The organism is Mesorhizobium sp. WSM4307 (assembly GCF_007003945.1).
Classification (GTDB): Bacteria; Pseudomonadota; Alphaproteobacteria; order Rhizobiales; family Rhizobiaceae; genus Mesorhizobium.
The window spans coordinates 178,906-197,223 of sequence record NZ_VFTB01000001.1 but is presented as its reverse complement, the minus strand read 5'-3'; the positions used below and the strand labels follow the sequence as shown (position 1 = coordinate 197,223).

The 18,318-nt window shown below is 64.7% G+C and carries 16 protein-coding genes and 1 pseudogene; 2 read left to right on the top strand and 15 right to left on the bottom strand.

The annotated features are described in order from the left end of the window. Position 1: 1 nt before the first annotated feature. The 3 genes from FJV83_RS00840 to FJV83_RS00830 all read right to left on the bottom strand — a co-directional run bounded on the left by FJV83_RS00840 (position 2) and on the right by FJV83_RS00830 (position 3,618). Complete coding sequence (locus FJV83_RS00840; RefSeq protein WP_246691766.1) at positions 2-955, bottom strand: PilN domain-containing protein; 954 nt, start codon at positions 953-955, stop codon at positions 2-4. Between the two features lie 394 nt (positions 956-1,349). After that, positions 1,350-2,477: a serine hydrolase domain-containing protein gene (locus FJV83_RS00835; RefSeq protein ID WP_142886894.1), complete on the bottom strand. Its 1,128-nt coding sequence runs from the start codon at positions 2,475-2,477 to the stop codon at positions 1,350-1,352. 100 nt (positions 2,478-2,577) lie between these two features. Further along, positions 2,578-3,618, bottom strand: a complete 1,041-nt coding sequence (locus FJV83_RS00830) for a proline racemase family protein (RefSeq protein WP_095771392.1) — start codon at positions 3,616-3,618, stop codon at positions 2,578-2,580. A 108-nt stretch (positions 3,619-3,726) separates the two neighbouring features. On the opposite strand from FJV83_RS00830, the gene FJV83_RS00825 reads away from it, so the two are divergent. Continuing rightward, positions 3,727-4,689: a dihydrodipicolinate synthase family protein gene (locus FJV83_RS00825; RefSeq protein ID WP_095790571.1), complete on the top strand. Its 963-nt coding sequence runs from the start codon at positions 3,727-3,729 to the stop codon at positions 4,687-4,689. 72 nt (positions 4,690-4,761) lie between these two features. Here FJV83_RS00825 and FJV83_RS00820 read toward each other — a convergent pair whose 3' ends face one another. The 7 genes and pseudogenes from FJV83_RS00820 to FJV83_RS00790 all read right to left on the bottom strand — a co-directional run bounded on the left by FJV83_RS00820 (position 4,762) and on the right by FJV83_RS00790 (position 12,367). Then, entirely contained in the window at positions 4,762-5,508 is a 747-nt protein-coding gene (locus tag FJV83_RS00820) for an SDR family NAD(P)-dependent oxidoreductase (RefSeq protein ID WP_095771394.1), read from the bottom strand. Between the two features lie 38 nt (positions 5,509-5,546). After that, entirely contained in the window at positions 5,547-6,725 is a 1,179-nt protein-coding gene (locus FJV83_RS00815; RefSeq protein ID WP_142886904.1) for an alanine--glyoxylate aminotransferase family protein, read from the bottom strand. A gap of 25 nt (positions 6,726-6,750) precedes the next feature. Further along, positions 6,751-7,557, bottom strand: a complete 807-nt coding sequence (locus tag FJV83_RS00810; RefSeq protein WP_142886895.1) for a 4-pyridoxolactonase — start codon at positions 7,555-7,557, stop codon at positions 6,751-6,753. A gap of 47 nt (positions 7,558-7,604) precedes the next feature. Continuing rightward, positions 7,605-8,540: an ABC transporter permease gene (locus FJV83_RS00805; protein WP_142886896.1), complete on the bottom strand. Its 936-nt coding sequence runs from the start codon at positions 8,538-8,540 to the stop codon at positions 7,605-7,607. A 3-nt stretch (positions 8,541-8,543) separates the two neighbouring features. Further along, a complete protein-coding gene (locus FJV83_RS00800) occupies positions 8,544-9,641 on the bottom strand; it encodes an ABC transporter permease (protein WP_142887450.1) in 1,098 nt (365 codons plus the stop codon). Further along, positions 9,638-11,261: pseudogene (locus FJV83_RS37680) on the bottom strand (ABC transporter ATP-binding protein). Before FJV83_RS37680 ends, FJV83_RS00800 begins: the two are co-directional and overlap by 4 nt. Positions 11,262-11,338: 77 nt before the next feature. Continuing rightward, complete coding sequence (locus FJV83_RS00790; RefSeq protein ID WP_142887166.1) at positions 11,339-12,367, bottom strand: BMP family protein; 1,029 nt, start codon at positions 12,365-12,367, stop codon at positions 11,339-11,341. 99 nt (positions 12,368-12,466) lie between these two features. Here FJV83_RS00790 and FJV83_RS00785 point away from each other — a divergent pair, with 99 nt between their 5' ends. Next, on the top strand, positions 12,467-12,892 hold the full coding sequence (locus tag FJV83_RS00785) for a hypothetical protein (RefSeq protein WP_142887167.1): 426 nt from the start codon (positions 12,467-12,469) through the stop codon (positions 12,890-12,892). 37 nt (positions 12,893-12,929) lie between these two features. On the opposite strand, the gene FJV83_RS00780 is transcribed toward FJV83_RS00785, so the two are convergent. The 5 genes from FJV83_RS00780 to FJV83_RS00760 form a co-directional block, all read right to left on the bottom strand. Further along, entirely contained in the window at positions 12,930-13,940 is a 1,011-nt protein-coding gene (locus FJV83_RS00780) for an ABC transporter substrate-binding protein (RefSeq protein WP_142887168.1), read from the bottom strand. Between the two features lie 33 nt (positions 13,941-13,973). Further along, the gene (locus tag FJV83_RS00775) at positions 13,974-14,801 is read right to left on the bottom strand and encodes an ABC transporter permease (protein WP_095771402.1); all 828 of its coding nucleotides are present in this window, start codon (positions 14,799-14,801) and stop codon (positions 13,974-13,976) included. After that, positions 14,798-15,628, bottom strand: coding sequence for an ABC transporter ATP-binding protein (locus tag FJV83_RS00770; protein WP_095771403.1), 831 nt, complete (start codon positions 15,626-15,628; stop codon positions 14,798-14,800). The genes FJV83_RS00775 and FJV83_RS00770 overlap by 4 nt, the downstream gene beginning before the upstream one ends. 130 nt (positions 15,629-15,758) lie before the next feature. Then, complete coding sequence (fhmpcd1, locus tag FJV83_RS00765) at positions 15,759-16,688, bottom strand: 5-formyl-3-hydroxy-2-methylpyridine 4-carboxylate 5-dehydrogenase (protein ID WP_095771404.1); 930 nt, start codon at positions 16,686-16,688, stop codon at positions 15,759-15,761. Next, a complete protein-coding gene (locus tag FJV83_RS00760) occupies positions 16,685-18,316 on the bottom strand; it encodes a choline dehydrogenase (protein WP_142887169.1) in 1,632 nt (543 codons plus the stop codon). Before FJV83_RS00760 ends, fhmpcd1 begins: the two co-directional genes overlap by 4 nt. Positions 18,317-18,318: the final 2 nt, after the last annotated feature.

Sequence of the window (18,318 nt, the reverse complement as noted above, 5' to 3'; positions counted from 1 at the left end):
GTCAGAGCGCCCCGATCTTGGCCGAAATGGTGAAGTGCTCGCCGTCCTGACCGGGAACCTTCACCACCGGCGAGGCGAATTCGGGCGCCGAAAACAGTGGCGAGGCGTCGATCGGCTGGATCAGCTCGGCGGCCGAGGTGGAAAAACCTGATATGGTCAGGTCGTCGCCCTTGGCCGAGAGATCGGTCAGCCAGGCCGTGTCGGGCAGCAGATGCGTCAGCTCGGCCCATACCCGCACCAGCGATGCCGTCGTCTTCTTTTCCAGGCGGATCTTTTCGATCCGCTCAATGCCGGCCTGGCGCTTCTGCAGCGAGGTGCGCGCCGCCTTGGCCAGCACCTGCGCATCGGCGATCTGCGTATCCAGTTCAGCCTCGGCCTGCCAGGCGCGCCAATGCGCATGCGCGAAGGTCACCAGCACGGCCCCGGCCAGCACCGAAAGGGCCGCAATCCAGGCGGTCCTGGCACGCCGGTCACGCGCCGTCGGCGGCCAGATGGCGGCGAGGCTCAGCGGATCGGCGCGCAGCGTGCCGGCCGGGTGCGACAGCGACAGGCAGCGAACGCACCCGCCGGCGCGGCGGACCGCGTCCAGCACGGCGGCAAGCGTCTTGGCCTTGACGACGTGGTAGACGCTGTCCTGCGCCGCCGTCGTGGCGAAGACGACATGCACCTGCGCCGGGTCGATCGGCGTCGAAGCCATAAGGTCGAGTTCGGCCATGTCGCGTGCCTGCCGAACAGGCAACCGCCGCACCGCGAGATGGCGGGGCAGGAACAGGCCTGGCTGGATGCTGATATCGAAGCTCGGCCGCCTGCGCCGAGACCCGCCTTGGAGCAGTGCCAGTATCTCGTCGGAGGAAGCCGTCAGCGTCAGCGGGATCGACTGGAACTCCGGCGCCTTGGCCTCGCGCACACGAATGCCGTCATCCGCCAGGCTGACGATCCAGTCGGCGGCGGACACTTGCTCTTTCCTGGGAACAACCCGCGTCCAGACCCCTCGCAGCTCATCGAGCCACCAGTCGAAAAAGTCCAGAAATTGCGCGTTGAATGTCGCCACAATCAACCACCCGCCGCCCCGGCTGATTCTCAGCCGGGGGTTTCAGGCCGAGACTACTACAGATGGTGGCGTGATGCGGATATTTGCGAAGGCGCAGGAGAGGGATTAGCCACAGCTTTTGTTGGAACGCCGGGGGATAGCGAGGGAGCTATGTGTCTTCCATCGGAAGGATGGGCCTACAATCCCGAACGACCCGAAGCCGGCAAGCCGCCGGCGTGAACCAGGGTCACTTTTCGCCCCGCCGAGCGCGCACCGCTTCCGGCCTGCCGGGCCACTCGGCTGGCTCTCAGCCATTCAGTCAGAGCGAGTCGTATATGGCTTCGATCAACATCTTGCGGCGCGGGTCCATGTCGTCAAAACCCAGCATGCGGTTGGTGACGTAGCCGAAACCGACGCCGGCACCGGGATCGGCAAAGCCGATGGCGCCGCCCCAGCCGGTGTGGCCGAACGTTTGCGGCGACGCACGGCCGCCATAGACCGGATCTTCCATCTGATAGCCGGCGGCGAAGGCGGTGGGTGCGGCGAAGCTTTCGTCCGTGCCGCGAACACGCTGACGCGCCGCCGCTTCGATTGCCGCGCGGCCGATCAGTGGATGGCCCTCCCAGACGCCACCGGCTGCCATCATGCCGTAAATACGCGCCAGTGCGTGCGCCGTCGACTGGCCATTGCCGCCCGGCACCTCGGCGGCGCGCCAGACGCGGTCGTTGGGGGCCAATGCACGGGGCGCCGGATTGTCGGCTGCGTGGGGAAAGGGCGAGGCGCGGACAAAGTCGACCCAGTCCGAGGCACCGGGGCCTTCGATCATCTCGGCGACCCTGGAATCCTCACCGTCCGGCAGACCGACATGAAAATCGGCTCCGAGCGGGCCCGCGATCTCTTCGCCGATGAAGCGGCCGATGCTTCGTCCGTCGACTCGTCGCAGCACTTCGCCAGCAAGATGACCGTAGGTAAGCGCGTGATAGATGCAGCGGCTGCCGGGCTCCCAGAGCGGCGGCATGGCCGCAAGCGCGTCGACAAAGGGCGTCCAGGCGAACATACCCGCCTCGTCCATCGGCACGGCAAGACCATTCAACCCCGCCTGGTGCGACATCACCTGGTCGAGCGTGATGCGCCCCTTGCCGCCGGCCGCGAATTCCGACCAGTAACGGGCAATGGGTGCGGCATAGTCCAGCCTGCCGCGCTCCACCAACATTGCAATCGCCAGCGCCACGACGCCCTTGGTGCAGGACCAGACATTGATCAGCGTATCCTGCCGCCACGGGCGGGTTCGCGCGGCATCGGCATGACCGCCCCACAGGTCAACGACAGTCTTGCCGTGGACGACGACGGATACGCCACCGCCATGTTCCAGCCCCTCGACGAAACACTCGGCAAACGCCGCGCGCACGGCACCAAAGCGCGGATCGCAGATACCATCCATGTTCATGCGTGAATTCTCACCAGGTACTGATATGACGGGCATGCCGCCGTTGAGGCCATTCTGGCTTGGCGAGAACCCGCCAGTCCAGTGAATTGCCGGCTTCGGCCTACTGCTTCACCGAGGTGGAGGTGCCCCAGGTATCCGACAGCACGTAGCCTTGGGGATAGGGATCGGTCGGATCGAGATAGTAGCTGTGCTCGCCTGTAATCCAGGCCCGGCCGGTGATCTCCGGAACGATGGCCTTGCGCCCAGCAATTTCCGTCAGCTCCACGATCCTGCCGGTGAAGCGCGAGCCGATGATCGATTCGTGGATCAACACGTCGCCAACGCCCATCATGCCGCGCGCCTGCAGCACGGCCATGCGGGCCGACGTACCCGTTCCGGTCGGGCTGCGGTCGGAGCGGCCCGGCGAGACAATGCAGGTGTTGCGCGTGACATTGCCCGGCCCCTGGAACGGCATGGCGAACTGGACGATCGACACACCGCGCACATGGTCGAATTGCGGATGCACGACATCGAGCTGCCCGCGCGCGGCCCGCCTGATCTTCTCGCCGGCCACCGCCAGTTCGCGCGCCTCGTCGGGGGCGACCGAGAAGCCGAGCGCCTTGGCATCGACGATGGCGTAGAACATGCCGCCATAGGCGATGTCGACGATGAGCGTGCCCAGCCCCTCGACCTCGATGGCAGCGTCGAGACGTTCGGCAAAGGCGGGTGCGTTGCGCAACGTGATCGAGACGCATTTGCCGTCGCGGCATTGCGCGCGCACCTCGATGACGCCACCCGGCATGTCGAGCTTGAAGCGCGTCTCGGGCTCCTGCATCGGCACCATGCCGGTCTCGAGCAGCACCGTGGCGACGCAGATCGTGTTGGATCCGGACATGGGCGGATATTCTGTCGGCTCCATGATGATGGCGCCGGCGGCGCAATCCTCGCGCGTCGACGGAACGAGCAGGTTGACGTGGCGCGCGACGCTGCCGCGCGGCTCGCAGATCAGCATGCGCCTGATATGGTCATGATCGCGCTCCATCGTGATCATCTTGTCCATCATCGTGCGGCCAGCCGGCGGCAGGACACCGCCGATGATGACGTCGCCGACTTCACCTTCGGCATGACAGCCGACGACACGAATGCTGGTTTTGCTGCGCATTGCTGTTCCTGCGTTGGTCCCTGGCGGCCACGACTATTTTGCTTGGCAAGCCGTGCCGCTTCGGGACAAACTGATCAATCCGCGTGCAAGCCTCAAGGAGAATCCGAAATGACCTCTAATGTTTTTTCCGGCTGCATGCCGGCGTTGATGACCCCATGCACGCAGGACCGCCAGCCCGACTTCGACGCGCTGGTGCGCAAGGGACGAGAGCTGATCGCGGCCGGCATGTCGGCTGTGGTCTATTGCGGCTCGATGGGCGACTGGCCGCTCCTGACCGACGAGCAGCGCATGGAAGGCGTCGAGCGCCTGGCGAAGGCCGGCGTGCCGGTGATCGTCGGCACCGGCGCGGTCAACACCGCCAAGGCCGTCGCGCATGCGGCGCACGCCCAGAGGGTCGGCGCCCGGGGCCTGATGGTGATCCCGCGTGTCTTGTCGCGCGGGCCCTCGGTGACGGCGCAGCGCCATCACTTCAAGGCAATTCTTGCCGCCGCGCCCGACCTGCCGGCGGTCATCTACAACAGCCCCTATTACGGCTTTGCCACACGTGCGGACCTGTTCTTCGCCCTGCGCGCCGAACATCCGAACCTGGTCGGCTTCAAGGAGTTCGGCGGCCCGTCGGATCTGCGCTACGCGGCGGAAAACATCACCAGCCGCGACGATGAGGTCACGCTGATGATCGGCGTCGACACAGCGGTCTTCCACGGTTTCGTCAATTGCGGCGCGTCCGGCGCCATCACCGGCATCGGCAACGTCCTGCCAAAGGAAGTGCTGCACCTTGTGGGCTTGAGCCAGGCGGCAGCCAAGGGCGACGCCGAGGCCCGCCAGCGCGCGCTGGAACTGGACGCCGCGCTCGCCGTGCTGTCCTCCTTCGACGAAGGCCCAGACCTGGTGCTCTATTTCAAGCACATGATGGTGCTGAAGGGTAATCCCGAGTACCTGCTGCACTTCAACGACACGGATGCCCTGACCGACAGCCAGCGCGGCTATGCCGAAGCGCAGCTCAAACTGTTCGACAGCTGGTATGCCCAATGGTCGAGGCAACCCGGTGTGATTGCAAGGTCCGCAGCCTAGCCTGGCAGATGCGACGGGCGGCCACGGTACGGCCGCCGGTTGCATCGCGGGGCTGAGCAGCCGCTGTCTGACTTAGTGCCTGACCATCCCGGCGTCGACATTCAGCGTCTGGCCGGTGATCCAGCGCGCATCGTCGGAGGCCAGGAACGAAACCACATCGGCGATATGTTCCGGCTGCCCCTTGCCCTTCATCGCCTGCAGCATTTCGACAAAGCCGAACGCCTCGTTGTGCGGGCTCGCCTTGACGCCATCGCTCTCGATCAGGCCGGGCGTCACCGCATTCGCGGTGATGTTGTATTTGCCGAGTTCGGTGGCCAGCGCCCGGGTGAAACCGATCACGCCGCCCTTGGCCGCGACATAGGCCGCCATGTTCGGTGTGCCGGCAAAGAAGGTGTTGGAAGCGATGCTGATCACCCGCCCGGCCTTGCCTGCCGCGCGCATCTGGTCCGTGCCGGCGCGGGTGACGATGAAGGTCCCCGTGAGATTGACGTCGATGATCTTGCGCCAATGGTCGAGATCGACGTCGTCCCAGGCGACGAACGGCACGATACTGGCATTGTTGACCAGGATATCGATCCCTCCGGTCAGAGCCTGGATTTCGGCGAAGAGTGCCTTGACCGAGGCCGGATCGGAAATGTCGGAGGCGATCGCCCTCGCCTTCCCGCCGATCGACGCGGCGGCAGCCTTGGCGCCTTCGGCGTTGATGTCGCTGAGGATGACGGTTGCCCCGTCGGCGGCAAGCCGAGCGGCGATCGCCTTGCCGATACCCTGTGCGGCGCCGGTAACCAGGGCCGTCTTTCCCGCAAGCCGTTCAGTCATGAAAATGCTCCCTCAATCCGTGATCTGGTGATGTCTGTTCAGCCGTTGGCGTCGACAACGGCCAGCGCCGCTTCGATGCCTTTTCCGATTGCGAGTTTCTGGCCGGCGGCATTCATGGCGCCGCCAAGTGCCGTCAGCGCCGCGATGGCATAGATCGGCTGGGCGGTCGGCCCCATATGGCCGATGCGCGTCAGCTTCCCCAATGTCTCGCCGCGGCCCGACGAAAACACCACGCCGTAGCGGGCGCGCGCGGCCTGGCGAAGCGCCTTCTCGTCGACACCGTCGGGGGTGCGAACGGCGGTAGTCGTTGGCGACGCGACGCTGTCGCTGGCGGCCCAGATCGCCAGGCCCATCGCGGTGACGCCCGCGCGCATGGCCCTGGCGGTGAGCGCGTGGCGCGCCCACACCGCCTCCGGTCCCTCATTGAGGTAGAGATCGAGCGCGACATCGAGCCCGTTGATCTCCGAGACCGACGGCGTGAACGGAAACGGCTTGTCCCTCGACCAGGCGTTTTCCCAATCGACGATGCTGAGCATCGATGCGCGCGGCGCCAGGGGATTGGCCTTCATCTTGGCCCAGGCCCGCTCGCTGACGCCCATCATGGTGAGGCCGGGAGGAGCGCCCAGGCATTTGTTGGGGCCGGTGACATAGATATCGGCCTTGCAGTCTTCTGGATGCGTCTTCATGCCGCCAAAGGACGAGACCGCGTCGACGATGAGATAACCGCCATGCGCCGAAACCAGCTCACCGATGGCGTCGATCGGATTGATGGTGCCGGACGGGGTGTCGTGATGACAGACCGAGACGATGGTGATTTCCGGATGCGCCTTGAGCATGCCGGCGACCGCCTGCGGGTCGATCGCCTCATTGTAGGGCACCTCGATCTCGAGCAGATGCGGCGAGTACCGTTTCGCCCAAAAGCCGAAGCCCTTGCCGTAGACGCCCGAGGCAAGGTTGAGCACGACGTCATCAGGCGCGATCAGTGACGCCGCCGCCGCCTCGAGGCCGAGCACCGGTTCGCCATGCAGGATGACCGGCTTGTTCGACAGCCGCATCGCCTTCTGCGCCTTGTCGACCACACGCTCGTAGAAGAGCTGGAACGCAGGATCGTAATCATAAAGCACCGTGCGGCCGAGGCCGCGCAGCACTTCTGGATAGGCGTTCACCGGCCCCGCGGTCAGGGTGATGACCGGATCGGCGTGTTCGGGATAGCGCATCATCTTGTCTCCGGATTGGCGGCGGTCAGCCGTAGAATTGCGTGCCGGTCCTGTAGGTCTTGAAGTTGTCCATGTCGTGCGAGTACATCAGCTCGGCGCCATGGTCCTCGGCGAGCTTCTTCACCTTGCGCATCGAATTGACTCCCGCCACCGGGTCGATGTGGAAGGCCGCCTGGCACAACGTCTCCAGGCTCTTCTGGGTGTAGGCGGCGTCGATGGTGAATAGGATCGGCTTGCGCTTGGGGAACTCGACCAGCAGACTGTAGTGGCCGATCGAATGGCCTGGTGTCGAGATCAGCTTGACGCCCTTGGCGAGATCGACGTCGCCGTCGATGCCCTCGAAGGTCGAGTTGGCGCGCGTCGTGCCTTCCAGCAGTTGCACGGTCGCGCCACGCGCTTCGGCGGCCTCCGCCGAGAAGCTCAGGTCGGAATAGCCAAGATGTTCGAAAGGCTGCGGATTGCACGCCTGCGGCACTTCCGAGCGATGGCAGATCTTCTTGGCATGCGGAAAATACTTGTTGCCGCCGCAATGGTCGAAATGGAAATGCGAGTTGACGACGACGTCGATGTCCTTGGGTTCGAGCCCGAGCAGCGCAAGCGCGCCAGGAATGGTCTGGTGCTTTTCCTGGATCGGCTTCTCGAAGGGCAGCACCTTCATGACGTGATCGTAGTCGTAGCCGGTGTCGATGAGGAACCGGCCCTCGGCATGCTCAATCAGGATCGAATAGACGGGGAAGCGCACTTCGCCGCCCGGGCCGCGATTCCAGAACACGTGATAGCCGTCGAGAACGAGCGAGCCGCCGTCGAGCAGGTAGACCTTGGTATCCGACATTCTTGCCTCCTGTTTGGCGCGGGTCCCTTCCGCGCATCTGATTGTGGTCAGCGCGCGCCGCGCTCGTATGGAATGCCTAGTGCCGCCGGCAGGCTGGCACGCCGGCCGAACAGCACCAGCATGGTCATCACCGCCAGGAACGGCAGCATCTGGATGACGTCGGTCGGTATGTTGATGCCGGCCACCTGCATGGCCGTCGTCAGCGACAGGCAGACGCCGAACAGCAGGGCGCCGAACAGCACCCAGACCGGGCGGCCGCGCGCCAGCATGGCCAGCACGATGCCGAGAAAGCCGGCGCCATTGGTGATGAACGGAATGAACAGGCCGGCCCCGACATTGGCGAGATAGGCGCCGCCGAGCCCGGCCAGCGCGCCGGTCGTCAGCACCGCGATCGTCCGGGTCCTGATGACGTCGATACCGGCGACATCGAGTGCTGCCGGCTTGTCGCCGGCCGCCTGCAGATTGAGGCCGAGCTGCGTGCGCCGATAGAGATAGCCCATGCCGAACACCAGCGCGACCGCCAGATAGACGATCAGATGGTGTTTGAAGAAGGCCGGCCCGACGACAGGAATATCCGACAACAGCGGAATGACGGTAGCGTCCGCCGCCGGCAGGCGGGGATAGCTGCGCGAGAATTGGAAATGATGAAGCAGTGCCGTCAGGCCTTCGAGCCCGAGCGTCAGCGCGATGCCGATGACGATCTGGTTCAGCCCGATGCGCACGCACAGCAGCGCCATGATCAGCGCCACCGCGACGCCGCCGGCGGCACCTGTAAGGAAGCCCAGCCACAACGACCCGGAATAGAAGGCGCCGACGAAGCCGAGATAGGCGCCGGCCAGCATCATGCCTTCGATACCGATGTTGAGCACGCCGGCTTTTTCCGACATCTGCTCGCCGAGGCCGGCCAGCAGCAGCGGGATCGCCGCGGTGACGGCGCCGAACAGCAGCGCACTGAGAAAGACTTCGCTGAAGAGCCCGGTCATGCCCTAAGCCTTTCTCGACTGGTTGTAGCGATGGTCGACATATTCGGCGAGCGCCAGCACGATCAGCACGATGGAGACCAGCACCAGCGTGAAATGATTGGGCACACCGAGCCGCCGGGCCGCACTCTCGCCGCCGATCGACAGCACCGAGAGCAGGAACACGAAACCGATCGCGGCAAAGCCGTTCATGCGGGCGAGGAACACGGCCGGAATGACCGCCAGCCCGTAGGCGGGATTCCAGTCGGCGCGGACATTGCCCTGGACGCCGATGATGTCGACGGCGCCGGCAAGGCCGGCCAGCCCGGCCGAAATGGCGAAAACAGTGACGGTCAGGCCAGACACGCCGAGCCCCGCATGGACCGCGGCGCGCGGATTGGCGCCGACGATCCGGAGCTTCAGCCCGAACGCCGTGCGCGTCATCACCAGATGCACGATGATGATCGCCGCCAGGCCGAGCAGCAGACCGCTTGTGATGGTCGTTTCGAACAGGCGCGGCAGCCGGTGTTCCACCGGCAGCGTACGCGTCTGCGGCACGGTCGTGCTGGGATCGTGAAACACCAGTTTGACCAGAACATTGGCGAGCGAGGTGCCCAGGAACGTCATCATCAGCGTGGTGATGATCTCGTTGACGCCCTGATAGGCACGCAGCAGAGCCGGCACCAGCGACCAGATCATCGCCACCGCCATGGCGATGAGGAAAGAAAAGGTCAGCGCCAGCCAGGACGGCATGATCTGAACGAGTACGGGCGCGCTGGCCGCCGCCGTCACCGCGCCAAGCAGAAACTGGCCGTCGCCGCCGAGATTCCACATGCCCGCGCGAAAGGCGACGATCAGGCCGGCGGCAAGAAACAGCAACGGCGCCATCCGGGTCAGCGTTTGCTGGATGCCGAGCGGGGAGAACAGTCCTTTCTCCAGCACGAAGCCGTAATAGGCGAGCGGGTCGACGCCGACGGCAAGCAGGATGCAGCCGGCTATGACGAGAGCGATGAGGATCGGGCCGAGCGTCATCAGCAGCCGATGCAGGATGTCGCGACGCGTCGCCGCCGCGCTCGTGGCATCGAGCGCGGCGGCACTGGTGGTGGGGGCGGTGTCGATGCTCATGCGGCAAGTCCGATCATCAGGCGGCCGATCCTGGTGCGGGCATCGTCCGTGTTCTCGACCGTGCCGACGATCGCTCCGTTGGCGATGACGGCGACGCGGTCGCACATGCTGAGCAACTCCTCGAGGTCGGTGGAGATGAGCAGCACGGCAAGGCCGCGGGCCGCCGTATCGCGGATGCGTTGGCGCGACGCCAATGTGTTGGCGAGATCGAGCCCATAGGTCGGCTTGTTGAAGATCACCACCTTGGCGCCTTCGGCCAGTTCGCGTGCCAGAAGCACCTTCTGGATGTTGCCGCCGGACAGCCGGGCGACCGGCGTCTTCAGGCTTGGCGTGCGCACGTCGTATTCGCGCACGAGCTGGGCGGCGCGCTCGTCGATTTCGCCACGCTGCTCGACGCCGTGGCGCCAGAACGGCGCAGCGCCGACCTGCTTGAGGAAGAAGTTGATCGAAACCGGGAAGGTGCCGACAGTGCCTTCGCCGAGCCGGTCGTCGGTCAGGTAACGCAGACCGCGCCGACGGCGTTCGCCGACGCTCAGCGCCTCGATGGCGACGCCCTCCAGCCGCACCGAACCGCCGGTCGCCGCGCGCGGGGCGGCCCGCGCGGCCGCCCGCGCCCCCCCCCCACCCGCGGGTCGCGGGGGGCGGGCGGCCCAGCGCTTCCGCCAGCTCCTTCTGTCCGTTGCCGTCGATGCCGGCGATGCCCAGGATCTCGCCCGGGCGGATGTCGAAGGAGATCGACGATAGGCCCGGCGCATTGCCCGTCGGCGCGACCGCCAGATCCGCGACCTGAAGCAGCGGCGCCGCTTCGGCCCGCACTGTACGGACCGGACGCTCGACAGCTTCCGGATCGTCCTTCTGCTTGCCGAACATCAGTTCCACGATCTCCGAGATGATCGCCTGTTCACCCAGCGCGCGAAACCGCTCGGGTGGGATCTCGCCGACCTTGCGGCCGAGCTTCAGCACCGAGATGCGGTCGCCGAAGGCCGCCGCCTCCTTGAGCTTGTGGGTGATGAAGACGATGGCCAGGCCCTGCTCGACGAGGCGACGCATCAGCGCGCCAAGTTCGTCGATGCCTTTCGGCGTCAGCATGGAGGTGGACTCGTCGAGGATCAGCAGCCGGCTGTTGCGCACCATGGCGCGCAGGATTTCGACCTGCTGCTGCTCGCCAAGCGAAAGCTCCGACACCTTGGCGTGCAGCTTCACCGTGATGCCGAGACTGCGGGTGATCTCGGCGACGCGCGCTTCGAGCTCCTCGGTCCTGGGGCGTTGCCACCAGGGTCCGCCAAGCAACAGGTTTTCCGCCACCGTCAGCGTCGGCACCAGCATCATGTGCTGGAAGACAGTACCGATGCCCAGCGCCAGCGCATGGCGCGGCGATGTGATCGGCGTTGGCTTGCCGTCGACCAGTATGCGCCCTTCGTCCGGCTGCTGCAGGCCCGACAGCATGCCGATCAAAGTGGATTTTCCCGCGCCGTTCTCGCCGAGCAGCACATGCACCTCGCCGGGACGGATCGACAGGTCGACGCTGTCATTGGCAACAATGCCGGGAAACCGCTTGGTCACGCCTTCAAGCGCGACGATGTCGCGCCCGGCAACGGACGATGAAGAAGAACCGCTCATGAAAGCCCTGCACCAAAGAATGGTAATCGGCCGGAGGGGCGAACGGATCACCCCTCCGGCGGCTGACCCGTGATCGCTTACTGGGCGACGCTGGTCATCAGCGCCCTGACAGCGGCCGCGTCATAGACCGGATCGACCTTGATCTTGCCGGAAATGACGTCTTCGCGCAGCGTCTGGATTTCGGCCCAGACATTGTCCGCAATGGCAGCGGTTTTCAGCAGCTTCACCGAGTCGTCCTTGAGACCGATCGTGTAGTGCTTGGTGCCGAACGTGTCGGCCTTGATGTCGGCGATCATGGCCGCATAGACCGGCTCGATGTTCCACACCACCGACGACAGCAGGAAGCCCTTGTCGATCGGCGATTTGTCACCGATGACGTCGATGAAATAGACCTTGCCGCCATCCGCTGCCTTAGTCGTTTCGACCGCCTGCAGCATGCCGAAGCTCGAACCGTTGCCCTGGCCGAAGATGATGTCGGCGCCCGAGGCGATCACGCTTTCGGTGACGCGCTTGCCGCCGGCCGCATCGCTGTAGGCGGCCGGTCCGATCACCGCATAGGTGATCTTGACGTCCGGGTTTTCCGCCTTCACGCCTTGCGCGAACGCCGCCGACTGCGAATTCCATGATGGCGGTTCGCCCGAGACGACGATGCCGACGGACTTGGAACGCGACACCTTGGCGGCGAGACGGCCGGCGAGATAGGCGCCCTGGTGGCCGCTCAGCGTGTAATCGGCAACGAGGCCCTTCTCCAGGCCGTTCGGCGTGTCGACGATCGCCACCGGAACCTTCAACTCCTTGGCGATTTCAGGCGCCGAGGTGTTGTAGCCGCTGGCGTGGGCGATCAGCAGGCTGGCGCCGTCTGACGCAAGTTCGCGCAAGGTCGGACGAACGTCGCCATAGCCGAGGCCCTGGGCCACGACCACATCGACGCCGGCGGCTTTGCCAGCCGCCTTGGCGGCGTCGATGCCTTGCTGGTTCCAGCCGTAATCGGTGCCTTCTTCGGGCGTCAGGATGGCGATCGACTTGATTTCACCTGCAAGAGCGCCACCAATCAAGATACCGCTAAGTATAACCGCACTTACACTGCTTTTTATAATCTTTAACATGTTACCCTCTCCGTTGATTTGCCAATCAATATTCTTGTTGTTATTGCGCAAAAGCGAGGTAGACTGCCTGAGAAAATTTACCCATGGAGCTCAGGCAAAGTGAAGATCCGTTACATTCTCCCTGTGGCGCTGGCGTTCACATCCTTTGCCAACGCGGTCGAGTTGCATCATGTCATCGTCCGCAAGGGCACCGACGGGCTCGACATGGTGCCGTTGACGATTTCGAATGCGGGCAAGGAAGGGCTGTCCTGCAATGCCGACTTCGCCCACTGGTATTCGGCAGGGATCGCGACTGTCGAGGCGGGCAAGAGCGCCCGCGTCGAGCTCTGGTTCGATGCCAAGACCGGCACGTTCACGATCCTCAACGACAAGCGCGAGAACCTGCCGGTCGAGCGGCTGTGGTGCGGCCTGTCGGGCCGCGCATACGCCACCCGGGTGCAGATCACGCTTGACCGCACCGACGCGGCCAAGGGAGCGCGCGCCGTGTCCTGCGGCGTGGAGCAGGACGCGCTGGCGTGCCGATAGGTGCTCATCGATCCGTTGGCCCGCGACATGGCGCGGCCTATTCCTTGGCCAGGAACTTGTCGGTGAAGACGTCGTCCGCCGACAAGGCCGCCTTGAGCACGCCCTGATCGGTAAGCGTCTTCAGCGTTTCCTCCCACTGCGTCTTCGTCATCCAGCCGAGGCCGTGTTCCTTGGTGTCCGGGCTGGTGAAGGTCGACGCGATGTCGGCGTTGATCTGCGCCAGAAGCACATCCTTCTTGTCTGCGTAGCCGGGTGCGGCCTTGGCGGTGATCTCGGCTGCCTCTTCGGGGTGCGCCACGACATAGTCGAAGGCCTCCCTGTACGCCTTGACGAAGCGGGCGACGATTTCGGGCTTGCCCTTGATCATTGTCTGCGAGGTGAACAGGCCCGAGCCATAGGCCTTCCAGCCATGGTCCGAGCCCATCATGATGCTGAGCGAACCGGGGCCGCCGGCCTTGGCCTCCAGTTCGGGAACCTCGGCATCGACATAGCCGACCACCGTCTGGACCCGGCCCAGAAGCAGATAGCTTTCATAGGGCGGCGAAACGCTGTTCAGCGTCATGTCCTTCTCGGTCAGGCCGTTGGCCGCCAGGAAGCCCTTGAAGAAGATGTAGGTCGAACCGGCCGGATGAATGCCGATGGTGAGACCCTTGAGATCCGCCGGCTTGGTGAGCTTCGTCGTCTTCGCCAGCGAGATGATCGCCAGCGGCGAGTGCTGGTTGACGGCCGCCAAGGCCACGACGGGAACATTCTGCGACCGCGCGACGGCGAGCGTGGGAAGATCGCCGAAACCGAAATCAGCGTTCTCGTTGCCCACCAGCCGCATGGCGTCCGGCGAGCCCGACCCCTTGCGGATCTCGGCGACGTCGATGTCGTTCTTGGCGAAGAAGCCTTTCTCCTTGCCGACGAAGAACATGGCGTGGTTGCCGCGCACCACCCAGTCGAGCTGGACGTTGACTTTGTCGGCCGCCAGGGCGACGCTCGAGAAACCGAGTGTCCCGACACACGCCGCAAGCGCGGCTGCCTTAATGAGTGAGCGTCTGAGCATTTTTGTTCCCTTTTTCGTTGGTTGAGAGCGGACCTAGGACTGGCTGAATTTCGGCGCCCACGGCACCACGATGCGTTCGAGAATTTCGGCCGCGTAGTAGAAGGCGATGCCCAACACCGAGACGAGGAGCAGGGCAGCGAAGACCAGGGCGGTATCAAGCTGGGTCGAGGCGAACTGGATGACGTAGCCGAGCCCGTCCGATGCGCCGGCGAATTCGCCCACGATGGCGCCGATGACGCTGAGCGTCGCGGCGATCTTGGTTCCAGCCATCAGGTTGGGCAGCGAATGCGGAACGCGAATCCTGAACAGGATCTGCGTGCGGCTGGCGCCGACCGAATTCATCAGCGACAGCAGCGAGCGATCGACCGACTGCATGCCCGCCAGCATCGACAATGTCACCGGGAAGAAGGCAATGACCAGGATCAGGCCGATCTTGGGCGCGAGCCCATAGCCGAACCAGAGGATGAAGATCGGCGCCAGTGCCACCTTGGGCACGTTCTGGAACAGCACCACCAGCGGATAGAGCGCTCGCCCCAGCCAGTCGAAGCGCACGATGACCAGCGCGATGGCAATGCCGACCGCGACAGAGACAAGGAATCCGAACAGGATCTCGCCCGCCGTCACCAGCGTCGCTTGCATCAGCGTTCCCCATTGCGCGACCAGCGATTGCGCGATCTCGGAGGGGGCGGGAATGATGAATGCGGATATGGCGAAAATCCGCACCACGGCTTCCCACACCACGATCGTCGCCAGCAGAAGAATGACCGCCGGAAGCCAGCTGCCTGTCGCCGCGCCCCAGCTTGAGGCAGGCCGCGATTCGGGCCGCGACTCGGAGAAATTGGTGGTGGGTTGATCGCTCACGACGCACCTCCCGGTTGATGGCTGGCGCGCAGCATGGTGCGCAGTTGAACCACCAGCCTGACGAACTCCGGATCCTCGGTGACCGACAGGTCGCGCGGATAGGGCAGACCAATGTCGAGGCTCTCGGTGATCCGCCCAGGCTTGATCCCCAGCACGTGGACATGACGCGACAGGTGAATGGCCTCATCTATCGAATGGGTGACGAGCACGATGGTCTTGCCGGTGCGCTGCCAGATCTCCAGCAGCGACTGGCCCATGGCATCGCGGGTAATGGCGTCGAGCGCGCCGAACGGCTCGTCCATCAGCAGCACCGCCGGATCGAGCGCCAGGGCCCGCGCGATGGCGACGCGCTGGCGCATGCCGCCGGACAATTCATGGGGGCGCTTGTGGGCGCTGTCGCCCAACCCCACCAGCTCCAGCATCTCCTGGCCGCGCGCCCGCAACTTAGCACGCGAGAGCGACTTGTCGGCGATGCCGAGCAGCATCGATGCGTTGTCGACGGCGTTCTTCCAGGGAAGCAAATTGGCGTCCTGGAAGACGAGGCCGATCATGCGCTTGCGCGCTGCTTCGACAGGCGAAAGCCCGGCAATCGAAACGCTGCCGCTCGTCGGATCGACAAGCCCAGCCAGGACCTTGAGCAAGGTGCTCTTGCCGCAACCGGACGGACCGATAAGCGAGACAAACGACCCCTTCGGCACCGAAAGATCGATATTCTGCAGAACCAGTTGCTTGGCCATGACCACCGACACACCCTTGGCGGAGATCAGGTCGTCATGACGGATATGGGCGGGCCGGCCGCCGGCTGCTCGAATGGTTTCAACGCGCATGGCTTGCCACCCCATGCGCCGGCGTTAACCGCAGCCGCACCGTCCGGTCCGCGAAGGCGCCGTTGGCACAAGCGGCCGCCGTTACGACCTCCCCAACCCAGCCGGCTTTGTGAGCTCGATAGACCATTGGCTACTCCCGGCCTTCCAGGATGCGTCGCACCGCGACGAGTTTGCGCGCCCTCTCGCCTTGCAGCGCCTTGGTCTGCTCGGGCGTATAGGAGAACATGCCCTCGCCCGACTTGATGCCGAACTTCGACGCGTTGGTCTTTTCCAGCACCATGGGCGCGACATCGTCGCGATTGGAGAGATCGGCGTTGAGGAAGGACGAGACGGACTTGTAGATATCCAGCCCCGCCATATCGAGCAGCGCCATCGGCCCGATCACGGCGATCTTGTACCCGATGCCCCAGGACACGCATGTGTCGAGATCTTCCGGATCGATGACGCCGCGCTCGACGAGGTCGACCGCCTCGCGAAGCAGCGCATAGAGCACGCGGTTTTCGACGAAACCGGGGACGTCCTTCTTCACCACCACCGGCAGCAAGCCGATCGAGCGGATGAGATCGCGGATCGTCGCCACGGTTTGCGGCGCGGTCGTCTCGCCGGCGATCACCTCGATCATCGGGATGATGTGCGGCGGGTTCGACCAGTGCATGCCGACCATCCGCTCGGGATGCGAGATATGCGCCTGCAGCTTGGTGATCGGGATACCCGACGTGTCGGACGCGACGATCGTGTCGGAGGCAATCAGACTGTCGATGGTGCGATAGACATCGGCCTTGACCGAAATGTTTTCAGGAACGTTCTCGATGACGAGGTCGGCGCCGGATACCGCATCGCCGATATCGTCGGTGAAGCGAACCGTCCCGACGCCGGCCGACGGCGGCGCGATGCCCAAGGCGTCGAGAACGGTCTCGGCCACGCTCAGCATGGATCGCGCGCGCTCTATCGCTGCCGGGGCAACATCGCAGGCGACCACCTGCAGGCCGCCTCTGGCGAGCCGGGCGGCCATGCCCGGTCCCATCGTACCCAGGCCGATGATGGCGATATTTCGGATCATTGCACTGCCCTGCTTTCTTTTGAGCTCGCGATGAGGTCGGCGGCCTTTTCGGCAATCATGATCACTGCCGCGTTGATGTTTCCGCAGATCAGGTCGGGCATGACGGAAGCGTCCACCACTCTAAGCCCGGCGACGCCGCGAACCCGCAGTTGCGGGTCGACGACCGAGGCCGCATCGGCCCCCATCCGGCAGGTCCCGGCCGGATGATGCACGGTGATGGAGGTCTTGCGGATATGCTCGTCGATCTCGTCGTCGCTCTGGCACTTCGGGCCGGGAAAGAACTCCGCCTCGATGAAGGGCTGCATGGAGGGCTGCGCGGCCAGATCCCTTGCCACCCGGAAGCCGGCCCGAAGCGACTCCCAATCCTTCGGCGAGGCGAGGAAATTCTGGTGGATCAGGGGCGCCGCGGAAGGATCGGCCGAGGCCAGTTTCACCGCTCCCCGGCTTTCGGGCTGTGTCGCCACGATGCGCGTTGCGAAGCCGTCCGCAAACGGCGCCTTGAACGGCTTCAAGTATGGCCATGCCGCGAGCGGCGCCGCCGTGAAGAGCAGCTGCACATCCGGCAAGGGTCGCGCCGGACCGCTCTTGAGGAAGGCGACAACCCCGCCGGGTACGTCGCCGGAAAAACCGCGACCCGTCAGGTAGGTCTTGACGAAATCGAAGCCGATCCGATCGGCACGCATGTTGCGCAGGAAAGGGCCGCCCGGAGCGCGGCGCCGGTACATGAGAATGACCGAGACGTGATCCTGCAGGTTCTTGCCGACCGCCGGCAGGTTGACCCGCGTCTGGATACCGTGCGCGGCAAGCTCATCCTGCGCCCCGATGCCCGACAGCATCATGAGTTGCGGCGTGTTGATCACGCCACCGGAAAGCAGCACTTCCTTGCGGGCGACAATCGTGCGCTCGCCGCCGCGATGGTTGATGGTGACGCCGGTGGCGCGCGCACCCTCCAGCACGATCCTGGTTGCGCTCGCTTCCGTCAGAACGGTCAGGTTGGGCCGCTTCAGCACCGGCCGCAGATAGGCTGACGCGGTCGAGGCGCGCCGACCTTTCGCAATCGTCATCTGGAGGCGGCCGAAACCTTCCTGCCGCTCGCCATTGTAGTCCTTCGTCTGCTCATAGCCTGCCTGCACGCTGGCTTGCGCGAAGGCGTCGATCAGCGTGTCCTTGTAGCGGCAGAACTGGGTGCTGACCGGGCCATTGCCACCGCGATACTGGTCCGCGCCCCCTTCCCAGCTTTCCTGCTTGCGGAAATACGGCAGCACCTTGTCGTACGACCAGTCGCTGAGCCCTGTTGCTGCCCAGCGATCGTAGTCGCCGCGATTTCCCCGCACATAGGCCATGGCGTTGGTCGACGATGATCCGCCAATGACCTTGCCGCGCGCGCACTCGACCCTGCGTCCGCCGACATTGTCTTCCGGCTCGCAGAAATACATCCAGTCATGGCGGCGCTCGGTCAGAATCTTGCCCCAGCCAAGCGGGATGTGGATCATCGGATCGCGGTCCCAGCCGCCGGCCTCCAGCAACAGCACCGAACATCGCGGATCGGCGCTCAGCCGGTTGGCGAGCACGCAACCGGCCGATCCGGCTCCAACGATGATGTAATCGTAACTTCCCGCGTGCGGCATGG

Bases quoted from the DNA above. Each gene is read 5' to 3' on its own strand.
- FJV83_RS00830 (WP_095771392.1), bottom strand. From the start codon at position 3,618: ATGCGCAGCAAAACCAGCATTCGTGTCGTCGGCTGTCATGCCGAAGGT.
- FJV83_RS00790 (WP_142887166.1), bottom strand. From the start codon at position 12,367: ATGTTAAAGATTATAAAAAGCAGTGTAAGTGCGGTTATACTTAGCGGT.
- fhmpcd1 (WP_095771404.1), bottom strand. From the start codon at position 16,688: ATGATCCGAAATATCGCCATCATCGGCCTGGGTACGATGGGACCGGGC.
- FJV83_RS00760 (WP_142887169.1), bottom strand. From the start codon at position 18,316: ATGCCGCACGCGGGAAGTTACGATTACATCATCGTTGGAGCCGGATCG.
- FJV83_RS00820 (WP_095771394.1), bottom strand. From the start codon at position 5,508: ATGACTGAACGGCTTGCGGGAAAGACGGCCCTGGTTACCGGCGCCGCA.
- FJV83_RS00825 (WP_095790571.1), top strand. From the start codon at position 3,727: ATGACCTCTAATGTTTTTTCCGGCTGCATGCCGGCGTTGATGACCCCA.
- FJV83_RS00810 (WP_142886895.1), bottom strand. From the start codon at position 7,557: ATGTCGGATACCAAGGTCTACCTGCTCGACGGCGGCTCGCTCGTTCTC.
- FJV83_RS00780 (WP_142887168.1), bottom strand. From the start codon at position 13,940: ATGCTCAGACGCTCACTCATTAAGGCAGCCGCGCTTGCGGCGTGTGTC.
- FJV83_RS00800 (WP_142887450.1), bottom strand. From the start codon at position 9,641: ATGAGCATCGACACCGCCCCCACCACCAGTGCCGCCGCGCTCGATGCC.
- FJV83_RS00835 (WP_142886894.1), bottom strand. From the start codon at position 2,477: ATGAACATGGATGGTATCTGCGATCCGCGCTTTGGTGCCGTGCGCGCG.
- FJV83_RS00815 (WP_142886904.1), bottom strand. From the start codon at position 6,725: ATGCGCTATCCCGAACACGCCGATCCGGTCATCACCCTGACCGCGGGG.
- FJV83_RS00805 (WP_142886896.1), bottom strand. From the start codon at position 8,540: ATGACCGGGCTCTTCAGCGAAGTCTTTCTCAGTGCGCTGCTGTTCGGC.
- FJV83_RS00770 (WP_095771403.1), bottom strand. From the start codon at position 15,628: ATGCGCGTTGAAACCATTCGAGCAGCCGGCGGCCGGCCCGCCCATATC.